At 65.4% G+C, this 15,637-nt stretch carries 8 protein-coding genes; 3 read left to right on the top strand and 5 right to left on the bottom strand.

Annotated elements, in window-relative coordinates; genetic code table 11:
• Position 1: 1 nt before the first annotated feature.
• From ACMI1Q_RS02545 to gltB, 4 genes are all read right to left on the bottom strand, one after another.
• Positions 2-730 carry a hypothetical protein gene (locus ACMI1Q_RS02545; protein WP_419502698.1) on the bottom strand — a complete coding sequence of 243 codons (729 nt, stop codon included), beginning with the start codon at positions 728-730 and terminating at the stop codon, positions 2-4.
• 158 nt (positions 731-888) lie between these two features.
• Positions 889-2,475, bottom strand: a complete 1,587-nt coding sequence (gene asnB, locus ACMI1Q_RS02540; RefSeq protein WP_419502697.1) for an asparagine synthase B — start codon at positions 2,473-2,475, stop codon at positions 889-891.
• 36 nt (positions 2,476-2,511) lie between these two features.
• Complete coding sequence (locus ACMI1Q_RS02535) at positions 2,512-3,993, bottom strand: glutamate synthase subunit beta (protein ID WP_419502696.1); 1,482 nt, start codon at positions 3,991-3,993, stop codon at positions 2,512-2,514.
• A 14-nt stretch (positions 3,994-4,007) separates the two neighbouring features.
• Positions 4,008-8,543 carry a glutamate synthase large subunit gene (gltB, locus tag ACMI1Q_RS02530; RefSeq protein WP_419502695.1) on the bottom strand — a complete coding sequence of 1,512 codons (4,536 nt, stop codon included), beginning with the start codon at positions 8,541-8,543 and terminating at the stop codon, positions 4,008-4,010.
• Positions 8,544-8,950: 407 nt separating this feature from the next.
• Between gltB and ACMI1Q_RS02525 the strand changes: the two genes are divergently transcribed.
• Together ACMI1Q_RS02525 and ACMI1Q_RS02520 are read left to right on the top strand one after the other, a co-directional pair.
• Positions 8,951-11,050 carry a glutamine synthetase III gene (locus tag ACMI1Q_RS02525; RefSeq protein WP_419502694.1) on the top strand — a complete coding sequence of 700 codons (2,100 nt, stop codon included), beginning with the start codon at positions 8,951-8,953 and terminating at the stop codon, positions 11,048-11,050.
• A 142-nt stretch (positions 11,051-11,192) separates the two neighbouring features.
• Positions 11,193-12,797, top strand: coding sequence for a CTP synthase (locus ACMI1Q_RS02520; protein ID WP_419502693.1), 1,605 nt, complete (start codon positions 11,193-11,195; stop codon positions 12,795-12,797).
• 51 nt (positions 12,798-12,848) lie between these two features.
• Here the strand turns inward: ACMI1Q_RS02520 and ACMI1Q_RS02515 are convergent, their stop codons facing one another.
• Positions 12,849-14,036 (bottom strand): LL-diaminopimelate aminotransferase, encoded by a 1,188-nt coding sequence (locus ACMI1Q_RS02515; protein WP_419502692.1) that lies wholly within the window; start codon positions 14,034-14,036, stop codon positions 12,849-12,851.
• A 259-nt stretch (positions 14,037-14,295) separates the two neighbouring features.
• Here ACMI1Q_RS02515 and ACMI1Q_RS02510 point away from each other — a divergent pair, with 259 nt between their 5' ends.
• Positions 14,296-15,612, top strand: coding sequence for a glutamine synthetase family protein (locus ACMI1Q_RS02510; protein ID WP_394980632.1), 1,317 nt, complete (start codon positions 14,296-14,298; stop codon positions 15,610-15,612).
• The last annotated feature ends 25 nt before the right edge of the window (positions 15,613-15,637 follow it).

Genomic DNA, 15,637 nt, shown 5'->3' with positions numbered 1-15,637 from the left:
TTCAAAACATGTAAGGATAAAGCGGGCTGTGGAACTCGTCCACCCGCCAGCCGTTTTCGGTGTTCACAAGGCGGATGGTGAACTCCCGGGTGCTGTCGAAGCCGCCGTCCGCCCGCCGGGTGAGAAACTCGGTGTCCGTTTCCTCCGTGCCCTGCTCGATGTAGTGCCCGATGAGGGTGAAGGTCACTGCGTCGTCCCCGGCGCTTTCAAGGCGGTAGGCATCGGGGCATTCGGCGTAGTCGATGGCGCCGCCCATGCCGCCCGCCAGGGCCGCCAGCTTGCCGTCCACCGGGCGAAAGCGCTGGTCAAAATCCAGCTGTTCCAGACAGCTCTCGGTGAAGACGCCCAGCATCCGGGCGCGGAAGTCCTCGTAGTTTTCGTCCTCCCCGGTGATGAGCAGGTAGCTCTGGCCCCCCAGCTGCACTTCACCGCCCGCGGCGTTTCCCTCCCGGTTCATCAGGTTGGAGGGGTCCGCCAGCCAGGTCACCGTCTCCTGCGCACGGGCAAAGACGTTTTGCTGCTCTTCGCTCAAAAAGAAAAGGTCGGCTGCCGGCTCGGCAGGAACGGATGAAGCGCTTTCCGGCCGGCCCTGGATGGGGGCCACGTCCCCGTAGGCCTGGGACGAGGCGCCGCCCTCCATCTCCGGCAGCTCCACCGTTGCCAGCGAATAGAGAAAAAACGCCGCCGCGGCCAGCACCGCAACCGTCAGAACGAGAAGAAATCTTTTCATCGTGCCATCGCTCCCTTTCAAAGGGCGGCGCTCTGCGCCCCTGCCCCAGGCAAGTATACCATGGGCGGGGCCCCCTTTCACTCATGGGGCGGCAAACAAGTTGTATAAAAACTGTAAACAGGGCGGGCCTTACGGGCCCGCCCTGCATCGCTTTTGATTCAAATGCCGCTGTCGCCGTAGTTCGCCAGCACCCGGGCGCTGGGGTCGTCCACTTTGCAGCCCTCCCAGTCGGGGTTGGGCATCCAGAACCCGGGGATCATCCGCGCCCTGCCGGGATAAAACCGCTCGAACAGTTCCCGATAGAGCAGGCTCTCCTTGGTGAAGGGCGGGCAGTAGTCGTATTTTGCCCGACGCGCCCGGAACTCCTCGTCGGTGTAAAGCGCCTCGGCGTATTCTTTCAGATCGTCCACCATGCTGTGGCCCACCGCGTCGCTGAAGGCGGCTTTCTCTCGCCAGAGGATGTGCTCCGGCAGAAGGCCCTCGCCCTCAAAGGCCTTACGCAGGAGGTACTTGCCCTTGCCGTAGGTGTTCAGCTTGCGGGCCGGGTCGATGGACATCACATAGCGCACGAAGTCCAGATCGCCAAAGGGCACCCGTGCCTCCAGGCTGTTGGCGGCAAGGCAGCGGTCCGCCCGCAGCACGTCGTAGCAGAAAAGCTCCCGGATGCGCTTGGCCGCCTCCTTCTGGAACTCGGCGGCGCTGGGGGCAAAGTCGGTGTATTTGTAGCCGAACAGTTCGTCGGAAATTTCGCCCGTCAAAAGCACCTTGATGTCGGTGCTTTCATGGATGGTCTTGCAGACGAGGTACATGCCCACGCTGGCGCGGATGGTGGTGATGTCCCAGGTGGCCAGCGCCTGCACCACCTGGGGCAGGGCCTCCAGCACCTGCTCTTTTGTCATGATGACCTCGGTGTGGTCCGCGCCGATGAAATCCGCCACGTCCCGGGCGTACTTCAAATCGATGGCGTCGCCCTCCATGCCGATGGCGAAGGTGCGGATGGGCTTCTGCAGCTTTTTGACCGCGATGGCGCACACCAGGCTGGAATCCAGCCCGCCGGAGAGCAGAAAGCCCAGGGGCGCGTCGGCGTCCAGCCGCTTTTCCACCCCGGCCACCAGCTTCTCGCGAATGTTGCGGCACACCTCTTCCAGCGGCGCGTGGACGTAGCCGTGCACGGCGGCAATGTCCTCATACTGCACAAAACGGCCGTCCTTGTAATAGTGGCCGGGCGGGAAGGGGCGCACCGCATCCACCCAGCCCTCCAGTTCGGCGGCCTCGCTGGCAAAGGCGATGGTCCCGCCGCCCACGGGATAGCCGTAGAACAGCGGCCGGATGCCGATGGGGTCCCGGGCAGCGATGAGGCTGCCGCTGGCCCCGTCGTAGAGCACGCAGGCGAACTCCGCGTCCAGATGGGCAAACATCTCACAGCCGTATTCCCGCCACAGGGGCAGCAGCACCTCGCAGTCGGACCCGCTCTTGAAGGTGTAGCCGCGCTGTGCCAGTTCTTCTTTCAGACGGCGGAACCCGTACACCTCGCCGTTGCACACCACCCAGCTGCCCTCCTGCTCAAAGGGCTGCATCCCCTCGGGCGAAAGCCCCATGATGGCAAGGCGGGCAAAGCCCAGATACCCGAAGGGCGTCTCCACCACTTTATAGTCGTCCGGCCCGCGCCGCCGGCTGCGCAAAAGATATTCCTGCAAGCGATTGGGGCCGATGTCGTGGCCCGCGTAGCACAGGATGGTACACATTCCTTTCTCCCCCTCGTTCCAAAATTCGCGCCGCCCTCACAGATTGCTGTAACCCATCAGGGAGGCGTCCGCCGCCCGGGCCGCGCCCATGCCCTCGGCGATGGCCCACACCACCAGCGAGGGCCCGCGGCGGATATCCCCCGCGGCAAACACCCGGGGCATGCTTGTGGCATAGCCTTCGCCTTCCGCGGCCACAACGCCGCGCCCGGTGAGCGCCGCGCCGAAGCCGGCGGGCAGATATTCCTCACAGCCAACAAAGCCCGCGGCGATGAGCACCAGCTCGGCAGGCAGCACCTCTTCGCTGCCCGCAATCGGCACCATCATCGTGCGGCCGTTTTCGCCCGGGCGCGCCTCCAGCTTCTGCACCACCGCGCCGCACACCCGGCCGCGCTTGTCGGCCTTGAAGGCGGACACGGTGGTCTGATAGCGCCGGGGGTCGGCCCCGAACAGGGCGATGGCCTCCTGCTGGCCGTAGTCGGTCTTGCGCACCTTCGGCCACTGGGGCCAGGGATTGTCCGCCGTGCGCGCAAGGGGCGGCTCGGGCATCATTTCCAGCTGGGTCACGCTCTTCGCGCCCAGGCGCAGGGCGGTGGCCACGCAGTCGTTGCCGGTGTCGCCGCCGCCCACCACCAGCACGTTTTTGCCCTCGGCCAGTTTGTGGGGCGGCTTTTGAAAATCCGAGTCCAGCAGCGCCTTGGTCACCTGGCCGAGAAAATCCACCGCGAAGAGGATGCCCTTTGCCTCCCGGCCGGGCACCGCCAGGTCCCGGGGCCTGCCCGCGCCGCCCGCCAGCACCACCCGGTCAAACTTTGCCAGCAGTTCTTCGCCGGTCACGTCCCGGCCCACGTCGGTGCTGCAGACGAAGGCCACGCCCGCCTCTTCCATCAGGCGGATGCGCCGGTCCAGCACGGCCTTGTCCAGCTTCATGTTGGGGATGCCATAGCGCAGAAGGCCGCCGGGGCGGTCCGCCTTTTCGAACACCGTGACGCTGTGGCCGCGGCGGTTCAGCTGCCATGCGGCGGCAAGGCCCGCGGGCCCGCTGCCCACCACCGCCACCGTTTTGCCGGTGCGCACGGCGGGGGGCGCGGCGTTCACAAGCCCGTGGGAAAAGGCGTACTCCGCCACCTGAAGCTCGTTTTCGTGGGTGCACACCGCCCCTTCCTGCCGCGCGCAGGTGCAGGCCGCCTCACACAGGGCGGGGCACACCCGGCCGGTGAACTCCGGCAGGCAGTTGGTGCGCTCCAGCCGCCGCCAGGCCTGCTCCCAGTTGCCGTGAAAAACAAGGTCGTTCATCTCGGGGATGAGGTTGTGCAGCGGGCAGCCGGCGGTCATGCCCGCCAGGGTCACGCCCGCCTGGCAGAAGGGCACGCCGCAGTCCATGCAGCGGGCCGCCTGCTGTGCCTGGGCGGCGGGGGAGAGGGGGCGGTGAAACTCCCGAAAATTGCCCAGCCGCTCCAGCGGCGGCACAACGGGCCCCTCCTGCCGCGGATATTCCAAAAAACCGGTGGTTTTGCCCATGACCGATCCTCCTTTTATTTCTCGGCCAGACTGGCGTAGAACGCCTCGATCTGGGCCTGCTCGGGGGTCACGCCCTGCTCCTCGAACTGGGAGGCGAGCTGGACCAGCCGCTTGTAGTCGTTGGGAATGATCTTTTTGAACCGGGGCAGATACTCGCTGAAGGCGGCCAGGATGCGCCGGCCCTTGGGCGAGCCGGTGTGCTGCACATGGGCGTCGATGAGGCGGTAAAGCTCCTCCCGGTCGAACTTGCTCTCCACCTTTTCCATGCTCACCATGGCCTTGTTCAGGTTGCGGTAGAGGGTACTCTCCTCGTCCAGCACATAGGCCACGCCGCCGCTCATGCCGGCGGCGAAGTTCTTGCCGACGGGGCCCAGCACCACCACCCGGCCGCCGGTCATATACTCGCAGCCGTGTTCGCCCACGCCCTCCACCACGGCCGCCGCGCCGGAGTTGCGCACGCAAAAGCGCTCGCCCGCCATGCCGTTGATGTAGGCCTGGCCGGAGGTGGCGCCATAGAGCGCCACATTGCCCACGATGACGTTCTCCTCGGCGGCGTAGCGGGCTTTTTCATCCGGCCGCAGCACCAGCTTGCCGCCGGAAAGCCCTTTGCCGAAGTAGTCGTTGCCCTCGCCGGTGAGGGCCAGGGTGAGGCCCTTGGGCAAAAACGCCCCAAAGCTCTGGCCGCCCGCGCCGGCGCAGTCCAGGATGAGGGCGTCCTCCGCCCAGCCATCGGGGCTGTGGCGGGTGATCTCGGCTCCCAGCAGCGCGCCGAAGGCCCGGTCGGTGTTCTTCACCTCCACGCTCATGCGGCAGGGCACGCCTTCCGCCAGGGCGCGGCGCACCGGCTCCTTTGCCATGAGGGCCCGGTCCAGCGTCTTTTCAAGGCCGAAGTCATAGACCTCGGCGGGGTCGAACACGGCGCGGCCGCTCTCTGCGCCGCCCTGTGCCAGCACCCGGCTCAGGTCCACGTTTGCCCCGCGGCCTGCCCCGTGCGTCTGGCGCAGCAGATCGGTGCGGCCCACCATCTCGTTCACGGTGCGCACGCCCAGCCTTGCCATATACTCCCGCAGCTGCCGGGCGATGAAGCGCATGAAGTTCTCCACGTATTCCGGCTTGCCGCAAAAGCGTTTTCGCAGTTCGGGGTTCTGGGTGGCGATGCCCATGGGGCAGGTGTCCAGATTGAACACCCGCATCATGGTGCAGCCCAGGGTCACCAACGGGGCGGTGGCAAAGCCGAATTCCTCCGCGCCCAGCAGCGCCGCGATGGCCACGTCCCGCCCGGTCATCAGCTTGCCGTCGGTCTCCAGCCGCACCCGGCCCCGCAGCCCCGAGCGCAGCAGGGTCTGGTGGGTCTCGGCAAGGCCCAGCTCCCAGGGCAGGCCCGCGTTGTGGATGGAACTGATGGGCGCCGCGCCGGTGCCGCCGTCGCAGCCGGAGATGAGGATGACCTGGGCCCCGGCCTTGGCCACGCCGGCGGCCACGGTGCCCACGCCCGCCTCGCTCACCAGCTTCACCGAGATGCAGGCCCGGTCGTTGGCGCTCTTCAGGTCATAGATGAGCTGGGCCAGGTCCTCGATGGAGTAGATGTCGTGGTGGGGCGGGGGACTGATGAGGCTCACGCCCGGGGTGGAGTGACGGGTCTTTGCCACCCAGGGGTAGACCTTGGCGGCGGGCAGATGCCCGCCCTCGCCGGGCTTTGCGCCCTGGGCCATCTTGATTTGAATTTCCTTTGCGCTCACAAGATAGCGGCTGGTCACGCCGAAGCGCCCGCTGGCCACCTGCTTGATGGCGCTGGAGCGGTCGTCGGCAGTGCCGGCGCTGGCAAGGCGCTCGTCGCTCTCGCCGCCCTCGCCGCTGTTGGACTTGCCCCCCAGCCGGTTCATGGCCAGCGCCAGAGCCTCGTGGGCCTCCTGGGAGATGGAGCCGTAGGACATGGCCCCGGTCTTGAAGCGGCGCAGGATGGCCTCCTCGCTCTCCACTTCCTCCAAAGGCACCCCTTCGGCGGGCCAGTTGAAGTCCAGCAGGCTGCGCACAAGGCCGCTGCGCTCGGCATCCGCGGCTTCGGTGTAGCGCTGGAACAGCGCATAGTCGCCGGTGCGGGCGGCCTGCTGCAAAAGGTGGATGACCTGGGGGGAATAGCGGTGCACCTCGCCCTGGCTGCGCAGCTTGTGCCGCCCCAGGGAGGGCAGGCTCAGGTCGGTGGCAAGGCCCAGCGGGTCGAACGCCCGGGAGTGCTGGGCGTCGGTCTGGGCGGCGATGTCTGCCAGGGTGATGCCGCCGATGCGGCTCACGGTGCCGGTGAAATAGGCGTCGATGACCTCCTGGCTGATGCCCATGGCCTCAAAGATCTGGCTGCCCTGATAGCTTTGCAGGGTGGAAATGCCCATCTTGGAGGCAATTTTCACGATGCCCTGCAGCACCGCGTTGTCGTAGTCGGCCACGGCGGCGTAGTAGTCCTTGTTCAAAAGGCCGTCCTGCACCAGCTGGGCCAGCGAGGCGTGGGCCAGATAGGGGTTCACCGCGCAGGCGCCGTAGCCCAGCAGGGTGGCGAAGTGGTGCACCTCACGGGGCTCACCAGATTCCAGAATGAGGGACAGCGCCGTGCACTTCTTGGTCTTGACCAGATGCTTGTGCACAGCGGACACCGCCAGCAGCGAGGGGATGGCCACATGGTTCTCGTCCACGCCCCGGTCGGTGAGGATGAGGATGTTGGCTCCCTCCCGGTAGGCCTTGTCCACCGCCACGAACAGGTGCTCCAGCACCCGGTCCATGGGGGTGGATTTGTAGAACAGGATGGGCACCACCGCCACCTTGAAGCCGGGGCGGTCCATGGCCTTTATCTTCAAAAGGTCCAGGTCGCTGAGGATGGGGTTCTCGATCTTCAGCACGTGGCAGTTGTCGGCGCTCTCCTGCAAAAGATTGCCGTTCTTGCCCGCGTACACCGCGGTGGAGGTGACGATTTTTTCCCGCAGCGCGTCGATGGGGGGATTGGTCACCTGGGCGAACATCTGCCGGAAATAGTTGAACAGCGGCTGATACTGCCCCGAGAGCACCGCCAGCGGCGTGTCCGCGCCCATGGCGCCGATGGGCTCGGTGCCGTTCAGGGCCATGGAGCACACCGAATCCCGGTATTCCTCCCAGGTGTAGCCGAAGGCCTTTTGCAGCCGGGCGCATTCCTCGCCGCTGAGGGCGGGCACCTTCTGATTGGGCACGTGCAGGTCGCTCAGGTGCAGAAGGTTCGAGTCCAGCCACTCGCCGTAGGGCTCTCTTCCGGCGTAGCGCTCCTTCACCTCGTCGTCGCTGAGCACCGCGCCTTTGGCAAGGTCCACCAGCAGCATCTTGCCCGGATGCAGCCGCTCCTTTTTGAGAATGTGCTCCTCGTCCAGCTCCAGCACGCCCACCTCGGAGGAAAGGATGAGCCGCCCGTCGTCGGTGATGACATAGCGGCTGGGGCGCAGGCCGTTGCGGTCCAGCACCGCGCCCATCACGTCGCCGTCGCTGAACAGGATGGAGGCCGGGCCGTCCCAGGGCTCCATCATGGTGGCGTAGTACTGGTAAAAATCCCGCCGCCGCTGGCTGATGGTGTCGTTGTGGCTCCAGGGCTCGGGGATGGCCACCATCACCGCCAGCGGCAGGTCCATGCCGCTCATCACCAGGAATTCCAGGGTATTGTCCAGCATGGCGGAGTCGGAGCCGGTGGTGTCCACCACCGGCAGCACCCGGGTGATGTCGTCGGCGCTGAAGGCGGGGGCGCTCATGGTCTCCTCCCGGGCCAGCATCTTGTCGGCGTTGCCCCGGATGGTGTTGATCTCGCCGTTGTGCACGATGAAGCGGTTGGGGTGGGCCCGCTCCCAGCTGGGGTCGGTGTTGGTGGAAAAGCGGGAGTGCACGATGGCGATGGCGGACGCATAGTCCTCGTCCCGCAGATCGTCAAAGAAGGTGCGCAGCTGCCCCACCAGGAACATGCCTTTGTAGACGATGGTCCGGCTGGAAAGGCTCACCACATAGCTGCCCTCGTTGCTCTGCTCAAAGACCCGCCGCACGATGTAGAGCCTGCGGTCAAAGGCAAGGCCCGCGGGCACGTCCTCCGGCTTTTTCACAAAGCCCTGGCAGATCACCGGCATGCAGTCCCGCGCCCGGTGGCCCAGCACCGAGGGCCGCACCGGTACCATCCGCCAGCCCAGAAATTCCAGGCCTTCTTTTTCCACGATGACCTCGAACATCTTCTGAGCCTGACGGCGGGCCAGCTCGTTCTGGGGCAGAAAGAACATGCCCACGCCGTATTCCCGCTCGCCGCCGATGGAGATGCCCAGCCCGGCGCACACCTTGCAGAAGAATTTGTGGGGCACCTGGGTGAGGATGCCCACGCCGTCGCCGGTCTTGCCCTCGGCGTCCTTGCCCGCGCGGTGCTCCAGATGTTCCACGATGGTCAGCGCGTCGGCCACCGTCTGGTGGCTCTTGCGGCCGTGAATGTCCACAACGGCGCCGATGCCGCAGTTGTCGTGCTCGAATTGCGGGCAGTAAAGGCCCTGGCTGCCGGGTGTTTTCATGGCGGTACCTCCCGATTTGCGAAATAAAAAAAGACAAAGGCGTCAAAACCCCCTTTTGCAGGGAGCTTTGACGCCTTTGTCGTGTTTTATGATACGCCCGGGGCCCCGGGTTTGTAAAGCGGTTTTGCAAGAATCGGCGTTTTGTGAAAAATTCCGGGCGCAAAAGCCGGGCTGTTTTAGCGATTTGCCGCACTAAAGCGGTAAAAAATACATTAAAGCCGGGCTAAAGGCGGCACGGCGGGCAGGGGTGAAGGCTCTGCGGGCGGCAAAAAAAGGTGTTGACAAGGCGGAAAAAACGAGTACAATTGCAGCCATGGAAAGCAACGGCGCTTTCGGATGAGGCTTCATCCGGGAGCGCCGCTTTTTTTGTGCCGCCAAGGCGCAAAAGGGGAAAGGAGAGCTGTTATATGACGAAGAATGTGCCTGAACTGTACGGCAGTCTGGTGTTTGGCGACCGCGTCATGCGGGAAAAGCTGCCCAAGGACGTTTACAAAGCCCTGCGCAGGACCATCGACGAGAATCTGCCGCTGGAGCGCAGCGTGGCCAACGCGGTGGCGGTGGCCATGAAGGAGTGGGCCGTGGAGCACGGCGCCACCCATTTCACCCACTGGTTCCAGCCCATGACCGGCTTCACCGCCGAAAAGCATGACAGCTTCATCTCCCCGGTGGGGAACGGCGAGGTCATCATGGATTTTTCCGGCAAGGAGCTCATCAAGGGCGAGCCGGATGCGTCCAGCTTCCCCTCCGGCGGCCTGCGCGCCACCTTCGAGGCCCGGGGCTACACCGCCTGGGACCCCACAAGCCCCGCCTTCATCAAGGACGGCACCCTTTACATCCCCACCGCCTTCTGCTCTTACAGCGGCGAGGCGCTGGACAAAAAGACCCCCCTCCTGCGCTCGATGGAGACCTTGAGCCATGAGGCGGTGCGCATCCTGCACCTGCTGGGGGACGAGGCGGTGACCAGCGTGTCCACCACCATCGGCCCGGAGCAGGAGTATTTCCTGGTGGACAAGGCCCTCTTTGAAAAGCGCAAAGACCTTGTGTTCACGGGCCGCACCCTGCTGGGCGCGTCCGCGCCGAAGGGGCAGGAGATGGAGGACCACTACTTCGGCGCGCTGCGCCCCCGCGTGGCGGCCTTCATGCACGACCTGGACGAGGAATTGTGGAAGCTGGGGGTGCCCGCCAAGACCAAGCACAACGAGGTGGCCCCCGCCCAGCACGAGCTGGCCCCGGTGTACGACACCGCCAACATCGCCGTGGACCACAACCAGCTGACCATGGAGATGATGAAGCTGGTGGCCGACCGTCACGGCCTGGCCTGCCTGCTCCACGAAAAGCCGTTCGAGGGCATCAACGGCTCCGGCAAGCACAACAACTGGTCCCTCATCACCAACACCGGCGCGAACCTGCTCTATCCCGGCCGCACCCCCGCCGAGAACACCAAGTTCCTGGTGTTCCTGATGGCGGTCATCAAGGCGGTGGACGAGTACGCCGACCTTCTGCGGGTGTCGGTGGCCACCGCCGGCAACGACCACCGCCTGGGCGCCAACGAAGCGCCGCCGGCCATCGTGTCGGTGTTCCTGGGCGACGAGCTCACCGCCGTGCTGAAATCCATCGAGAACGATGAGTATTTCGGCAAGCAGGAGAAGGTGGCCATGCAGATGGGCACGTCGGTCATCCCCCAGTTCTTCAAGGACACCACCGACCGCAACCGCACCAGCCCCTTCGCCTTCACCGGCAACAAGTTCGAGTTCCGCATGCCCGGCTCGTCTTTGTCGGTGTCCGGCCCCAACGTGGTGCTGAACACCGCCGTGGCCCAGGCCCTGCGGGAGTTCTACGACGAGCTGAAGGACGCCGCCCCCGACGGGATGGACGCCGCCGTGCACGAGCTGGTCAAGCGCGCCATCAAAAAGCACAAGAAGGTCATCTTCAACGGCAACGGCTACACCGACGAGTGGGTGGCCGAGGCGGAAAGAAGAGGGCTTTACAACCTGCGCTCCACCCCGGAGGCTCTGCCCTGCATGGTGGCGGAAAAGAACATCCGCCTGTTCACCGCCCACCACATCTTCACCGAGGGCGAGGTGCGCTCCCGCTACGCCATCCTGCTGGAGAACTACTGCAAGACCCTGCACGTGGAGGCAAAGACCATGGGCATGATGGTGCGCGGCCAGTTCCTGCCCGCAGTGCTGGATTCCATGGACCACCTTGCCGCCTCCATCAACGGCTGCAAGGCGGCGGCTCCCGCCGCCTCCTGCGCGGCGCTGCAAACCCGGCTGGAACAGCTGGCCGCATGCTACGGCAAGATCGACGCCGCCCAGAGCAAGCTGGAAGAGGCGCTGACCAAAGCCGAGGCCCTGGGCGACGGGCAGGAGGCCGCCTGGTTCTATCACGATGAGGTGCTGCCCGCTATGGACGATGTGCGCAGCCTGGCGGACGCCGCCGAAGTCTATCTGCCCGCCGGTGCGCTGCCCTATCCCGATTACAGCGAACTGCTGTTCTCCGTGTGATTTCCCGTTGACAAACCCCCGCGCCGGGCTTATAATGACTCTTCGTTAGGACAAGGGCGTCCATCGCTCCGTCGTTTTCGGCGGGGTGATGGACGCCCTCTCTTTTTTTGCAAAAGCGCAGGGAGCAGAGGTGGAATTTTCTATGGCAAAGCATATTTTCGTCACCGGCGGCGTGGTGTCCGGCCTGGGCAAGGGCATCAGCGCGGCCAGCCTGGGCCGGCTGCTGAAACAGCGGGGCCTCAAGGTGGCCGCCCAGAAGCTGGACCCCTACATCAACGTTGACCCCGGCGCCATGAGCCCGTATCAGCACGGTGAGGTGTTCGTCACCGAGGACGGCGTGGAGACCGACCTGGACCTGGGCCACTATGAGCGGTTCATCGATGAGGACCTGAACAAGCTGTCCAATCTCACCAGCGGCCGGGTCTACTGGAACGTGCTGCACAAGGAGCGGGCGGGGGAGTATCTGGGCCGCACGGTGCAGACCATCCCCCACATCACCGGGGAGATCAAGCAGTTCGTCTACGGCCTGGGCGACTACACCGGCGCGGATGTGGTCATCACCGAGATCGGCGGCACCATCGGCGACATCGAGAGCCAGCCCTTTTTGGAGGCTCTGCGCCAGATCAGCCGGGAAAAAGGGCGGGAGAACTGCATGTTCCTCCATGTGGTGTTGGTGCCCTGGCTCAAGTGTTCCGGCGAGCACAAGACAAAGCCCGCCCAGCACTCGGTGCGGGAGCTGCAGAGCATGGGCATCATGCCGGACGTCATCATCGCCCGGTGCGACGAGCCGCTGGAAGAGGGCATCCTGCAAAAGCTGGCCGCCTTCTGCAATGTGGAGCCGGACTGCGTCATCGAAAACCGCACCCTTGGCAGCCTCTACGAGGTGCCGCTGATGCTCCACGCCGCCGGGCTGGACGATCTTGTCTGCAAGCGGCTGGGATTTGAGACCAGGGAGCCCGACCTCGCCGAGTGGTCGGCCCTCTGCCGGCGCATCGGCAGCCTGGAAAGAAAGGTGAACATCGCCATCGTGGGCAAGTATGTGGAATTGCACGACGCATACCTCTCGGTGGTGGAAGCGCTGAACCATGCGGGCTATGCCAACAACGCCGCCGTGACGCTGGACTGGGTGGACTCGGAATCCCTCACTCCCGAGACGGTGGACGCGCGCTTGGCAAAGGCGGACGGCGTGCTGGTGCCCGGCGGTTTTGGCAAGCGGGGCATCGAGGGCATGGTGCTGGCGGCGGACTGGGCCCGCCGGAACAAGGTGCCCTATTTCGGCATCTGCCTCGGCATGCAGATCGCGGTCATCGACGCCGCCCGTGCCCTGGCGAACCTGCCCGGGGCCAACTCCCGCGAATTCGACCCCGAAGGCGACGCCTGCGTTATCGACCTCATGCCCGACCAGCAGGGCAATCTGCCCAAGGGCGGCACCATGCGGCTGGGGGCCTACCCCTGCGCGGTGCAGCCCGGCACCCTGCTTCACCGCATCTACGGCCAGAGCATGATCAGCGAGCGCCACCGCCACCGCTACGAGGTGAGCAATGACTTCCGCGCCGCTTTGAGCGAGGCGGGCGTGGTGTTCAGCGGCCTCTCGCCCGACGGGCGGCTGGTGGAGGCCATGGAACTGCCCGGCCACCCCTTCTTCGTGGGCGTGCAGTACCACCCGGAGTTCAAGAGCCGGCCCGACAAGCCCCAGCCCATCTTCCGCGGCTTCATTGCCGCAGCCCTGGGCCATCAGAACGCATAAAAATGAGCGCCCCGGAGTTTTCCGGGGCGCTTGCTTTTTCTGTGAAGGGATTCAGCTTTGCAGCCAGGCGCGCAGGCGCTCCATGGCGGCGCGGGCGTTCTCTTCGCCCGAGAAGGCCGAAAGGCGGAAGTAGCCTTCGCCGTTTTCGCCAAAGCCGCTGCCCGGCGTGCCGATGATGCCGGCGTTTTCCAAAAGGGCGTCGAAGAACTGCCAGGAGTCCATCCCCTTGGGGCACTCCATCCAGATGTAGGGGGAGTTCTTGCCGCCGCAGTACCAGATGCCCAGCTCGTCCAGAGCGTCCGCCACGATGGCGGCGGCCCGCAGATAGGCGGCGATGTCCTCGCGGCAGGCGGCCATGCCCTCGGGGGTGAACACCGCCTCGGCGGCCCGCTGGATGGGGTAGGCCACGCCGTTCATCTTGGTGCACTGGCGGCGCAGCCACAGATCGTGCAGGTTCTGCCCCTCCCGCACAAGGCCGTGGGGCACCACGGTGTAGCCGCAGCGCATGCCGGTGAAGCCGGCGGTCTTGCTCAGACTGCAAACCTCGATGGCGCACTCCTTCGCGCCCTCCACTTCATAGATGCTGTGGGGCAGGTCGTCCTGGATGAAGCATTCATAGGCCGCGTCGTAGAGGATGACCGCGTCATTGGCCAGGGCCCAGTCCACCCAGACCTTCAGCTGCGCTTTGGTGTAGGCCGCGCCGGTGGGGTTTGCCGGGCTGCACAGATAGACAAGGTCCGCGTGCAGGGTTTCGTCGGGCAGGGGAGCGAAGCCGTTGGCGCGGGTGGCGGCCAGATAGGTCACCCTGCGCCCGGCCATCAGGTTGGAATCCCGGTAGACGGGATACACCGGGTCGGGCAGAAGCACGACGCAGTCCCCGGAGAACAGGTCCGGCAGGTTGCCCAGGTCGCTCTTGGCTCCGTCGCTGATGAAAACATCCTCTTTTTCAAGGTGAACGCCAAAGCCCGCGTAGTGGCCCAGCACCGCCTGGCGCAAAAAGTCATAGCCCTGCTCGGGGCCGTAGCCGTGAAAGCTTTCGGCGTGGGCCTGCTCCTCGGCGGCCTTTTTCAGCGCCTCGATGACCGGGCGGCGCAAAGGCCGGGTCACGTCGCCGATGCCCATGGGGATGAGCTCTTTCTCCGGGTGTGCGGCGCGGAAGGCCGCCACACGGCGGGCCACCTCGCTGAACAGGTAGCTTTTGGGAATGGTATCAAAAGAATGGTTGATGATCTGAGCCATGGCTTGTGTCCTTTCTGCCCCGCGGGCCGGAAAATAAACAAACGGCGACCAGGCCGGCCCGCAAAACGGGCGGCATGAACGCCGTTGTTCGCCTTTAAGGATAGCATTCCCCGCGCCCCTTGTCAACAAAACATCTTGACGCGGCCGGCCGGGACGGGTATAATACTATTGATCGAAACAGCAAAGGCGCTGCGTTCTCCCCCCAAGGGCAACGCAGCGCTTTTTGCAATTTTTACCGTTGCAAAGGAGGGGCGCCTTTATGACCCACACCCTTGACCAGCTTCTCCGCTTTGTGGAGGAAAACGACATCAAGTTCATCCGTCTGGCCTTCTGCGACATGTTCGGCGTGCAGAAAAACATCGCCATCATGTCCAGCCAGCTGCGCCACGCGGCGGAGCAGGGGGTGTCCTTCGATGCGTCCGCCATCCCCGGCTTTGCCAACGTGGCCGAATCGGACCTGTTCCTTCAGCCGGACCTGGACACCTTCGCCCTGCTGCCCTGGCGGCCCAGCGAGGGCTGCGTGGGGCGGCTGTTCTGCGACGTGCGCTACCCCGACGGCCGCCCCTTCGAGGGGGACGGCCGTGCCCTGCTGCGCCGCACCGAGCAGGCGGCGGCAAAGGAGGGCTACCACTTCCTGGTGGGGCCGGAGTGCGAGTTCTACCTCTTTGAGACCGACGAGCACGGCCAGCCCACCCGCATCCCCTTTGACCAGGGCGGCTACTTCGACCTCGCCCCCATCGACCGGGGCGAGAACGTGCGCCGCAGCATCTGCCTCACGCTGGAGGAGATGGGCATCCAGCCCGAGCGCAGCCACCACGAGCAGGGCCCCGGCCAGAACGAGATCGACTTCCGCTGCGCCTCGCCCCTGCAGGCGGCGGACGATTTGATGACGGTGCACACGGTGGTCAAAGCCATCGCGGGGCAGCACGGCCTGTTCGCTTCCTTCCTGCCCAAGCCTCTGCCCGGCAAAAGCGGCAACGGGCTGCACCTGAATTTCTCGGTCATCAAGGACGGACGCAACCTCTTTGAAAACTTCAAGGACCGGCCGGACCCGGTGGCGGCGGCTTTCATGGCGGGCATCCTGCGCCGCGTGCCGGAGCTGACGGTGTTCGCCAACCCCCTGCCGGGCTCCTACCAGCGGCTGGGCTGCTGCGAAGCGCCGGGCACGGTGAGCTGGTCCTGCCAGAACCGCTCTTCGCTGGTGCGGGTGCCGGCGGCCACCGGCGCGGACTGCCGCATGGAACTGCGCAGCCCGGACCCGGCCTGCAATCCCTATTACGTCACCGCCCTTCTGCTGGAAGCCGGCATGGAGGGCATCCGGGACGGCCTGCCTCTGCCTGCCGCCGCCGACCGGGACCTCTTCGCAGCCGGCGGCGCGGGCCCGGTGGCGGCCACGCTGCCCGCAAGCCTCGCTCAGGCGGTGAAGGCGGCGGAAGAGAGCCGTTTTTTGCAGCAGACCCTCCCGGCCCGCCTGCTGGACTCCTACCTCGCCCAGAAGCGGCGGGTGGCCGCGGCCAGCGCCGGGGCGGAGGACCCCCACGAGTACGAGATGCAGCAGTATTTTGACCGCATCTGACAAAACTTCCCCCAAAAAAGGCAGG

It is taken from the genome of Candidatus Allofournierella excrementavium (assembly GCF_048526665.1).
Taxonomy (GTDB): domain Bacteria; phylum Bacillota; class Clostridia; order Oscillospirales; family Ruminococcaceae; genus Allofournierella_A; species Allofournierella_A excrementavium.
The sequence above is the reverse complement of the archived record's forward strand: the minus strand, read 5'-3'. Positions and strand labels throughout refer to the sequence as shown.

What these genes read in the sequence shown, in the direction of transcription:
- ACMI1Q_RS02545 (WP_419502698.1), bottom strand. Translation starts at nt 730, where the DNA reads ATGAAAAGATTTCTTCTCGTTCTGACGGTTGCGGTGCTGGCCGCGGCG.
- asnB (WP_419502697.1), bottom strand. Translation starts at nt 2,475, where the DNA reads ATGTGTACCATCCTGTGCTACGCGGGCCACGACATCGGCCCCAATCGC.
- ACMI1Q_RS02535 (WP_419502696.1), bottom strand. Translation starts at nt 3,993, where the DNA reads ATGGGCAAAACCACCGGTTTTTTGGAATATCCGCGGCAGGAGGGGCCC.
- gltB (WP_419502695.1), bottom strand. Translation starts at nt 8,543, where the DNA reads ATGAAAACACCCGGCAGCCAGGGCCTTTACTGCCCGCAATTCGAGCAC.
- ACMI1Q_RS02525 (WP_419502694.1), top strand. Translation starts at nt 8,951, where the DNA reads ATGACGAAGAATGTGCCTGAACTGTACGGCAGTCTGGTGTTTGGCGAC.
- ACMI1Q_RS02520 (WP_419502693.1), top strand. Translation starts at nt 11,193, where the DNA reads ATGGCAAAGCATATTTTCGTCACCGGCGGCGTGGTGTCCGGCCTGGGC.
- ACMI1Q_RS02515 (WP_419502692.1), bottom strand. Translation starts at nt 14,036, where the DNA reads ATGGCTCAGATCATCAACCATTCTTTTGATACCATTCCCAAAAGCTAC.
- ACMI1Q_RS02510 (WP_394980632.1), top strand. Translation starts at nt 14,296, where the DNA reads ATGACCCACACCCTTGACCAGCTTCTCCGCTTTGTGGAGGAAAACGAC.